This window comes from Seonamhaeicola marinus (genome assembly GCF_008085455.1).
Genome location: NZ_VSDQ01000171.1, coordinates 1 through 1,861 on the forward strand (window position 1 = coordinate 1; position 1,861 = coordinate 1,861).

General features: G+C 30.8%; 3 protein-coding genes. 1 reads left to right on the top strand and 2 read right to left on the bottom strand.

Going from position 1 to position 1,861, the window contains the following annotated elements:
* The coding region (locus FUA24_RS02815; RefSeq protein WP_222861302.1) for a hypothetical protein at positions 1 to 324 on the bottom strand (324 nt) is incomplete at its 3' end.
* 354 nt (positions 325 to 678) lie between these two features.
* Positions 679 to 1,032: a 4Fe-4S dicluster domain-containing protein gene (locus FUA24_RS02820; protein WP_147133877.1), complete on the bottom strand. Its 354-nt coding sequence runs from the start codon at positions 1,030 to 1,032 to the stop codon at positions 679 to 681.
* 76 nt (positions 1,033 to 1,108) lie between these two features.
* Between FUA24_RS02820 and FUA24_RS02825 the strand changes: the two genes are divergently transcribed.
* Positions 1,109 to 1,861, top strand: a 753-nt coding sequence (locus FUA24_RS02825; RefSeq protein WP_148539995.1) for an acyl-CoA reductase, incomplete at its 3' end; no start/stop codon positions are given.

The following is a 1,861-nucleotide window of genomic DNA, read 5'->3' on the forward strand; positions in this document are numbered from 1 at the left end:
ATAAGTGAATATAATTCTATTAACTGGTCTTACTATACCGTCAGAAGTAGGCGGAGTATTGTTAAAATTACCTTTTCCATTAAAAGCAAAAGGTCCCCAAAACTGCCTTCCAAAACCTACATTGTTATCTTTATAAAACGTAGGAAAATCAGGATCTTCTTTTGCATCATGATTGTTAAAGTATTTTGTTCTATCTAGATTGGAAACACCGTCTAAAAAGCGTTGCTTTTCCAAATCTATTGATATGTTAACATTTTGAGAAAAAACACCTACCGACATTAATAAAGTGCCAAATAGCATAATTCTCTTTAAAATTATTTTCATATTTACAGTATTTTAGTTTATACTTTTACTATACAAAAATACATTAACACTCTTTTTTTCATTATAACAAATGGCTAAATGAACAGCTCATATGATTTATACTACCTGTTATGCAAACCAAAATAATTTAAATATAAAAATGTTATTATGATTCTTTTTTTTATTGAGAATTATGTCACAGAAAGAAAACTAAAAATTAAGAATATAAACCGCAAAAGAACAACAACTGTAATAAACATTAGTTTAAAAAAACACAGCCAAAAGCCTTTATATGGTTTTTCATTATCCATTTTACTAAAATAAAAAAATCCTAAGCTTTCACTTAGGATTTCTATATAAAATAACACGTAACGTTTAATCTTCAGGATGCATAAAACGTTGTTTTGTAAGTAATTCTTCTTCGGTTTCAACATGATCATCATCTGGCACACAGCAATCTACCGGACAAACTGCTGCACATTGTGGCTCATCATGAAATCCTTTACATTCTGTACATTTATCAGGCACTATATAATACAACTCGTCACTAATTGGTTCTTGTGCCTCATCGGCATCAACTTCCGTACCGTTAGTTAATACTATTTTTCCTTCTAAACTTGTTCCGTCTTTATAACGCCAATCATCGGCGCCCTCATAAATTGCAGTGTTTGGGCATTCTGGTTCACAAGCGCCACAATTTATACATTCATCTGTTATTATAATTGCCATACCGTTTTTTCTCTTGAGTTTGCTTAAATTTGCAGTTGCAAAAATAAAGCCAAAACCATTCAAAACCAAATTAAGCATGCATTTAGAACAAAGAATTAATGCTTTTGTAAAATTAGGAGATTTTTTAAGGCAATTTTCTAATGAAGTTGTTACTAAACACGATAATATTGAATACAACAACCTGTTTTTTGATGGTTTTAAGCATCAAATAAAACTAGCACAAGAACACAATGGCTGGTTTACAACGCAAAACCTGCGCTTTGCCTTTAAAAATTGGGCAAATGCCTTAACCCAAAATAGTATAAAAACCTGGTTAAAACCCTACCAAATAGAAACTTTTACACCTAAAAAGGTTGCTATAATTATGGCTGGAAACATACCATTAGTTGGGTTTCATGATTTTTTATCGGTGCTAATAACTGGGCATAATGTGCTTGTAAAACAATCATCAAACGATAAACATTTACTACCTTACTTAGCCAAATATTTAGAACATATTGAACCTAGTTTTAAAGGCAAAATAGCTTTCACACAAGAAAAATTAGAAAATTTTGATGCAGTAATTGCTACCGGCAGTAACAATACAGCCCGTTATTTTGAGTACTATTTTAAAAATAAACCTTCTATCATTAGAAATAACCGTAATTCTGTAGCCATTTTAACAGGAAATGAAACCGATGAAGATTTACAAAATCTTTCAGAAGATATTTTTAGATATTACGGCTTAGGCTGCCGCAGTGTTTCAAAACTTTTCGTGCCAAATAATTATAACTTTGACGCTTTTTTTAAAGCTATTTACCATTGGCATCCTATTATTAACGAAGCCAAA

Coding starts and splice junctions, on each gene's coding strand:
- FUA24_RS02820 (WP_147133877.1), bottom strand. CDS start 1,032: ATGGCAATTATAATAACAGATGAATGTATAAATTGTGGCGCTTGTGAA.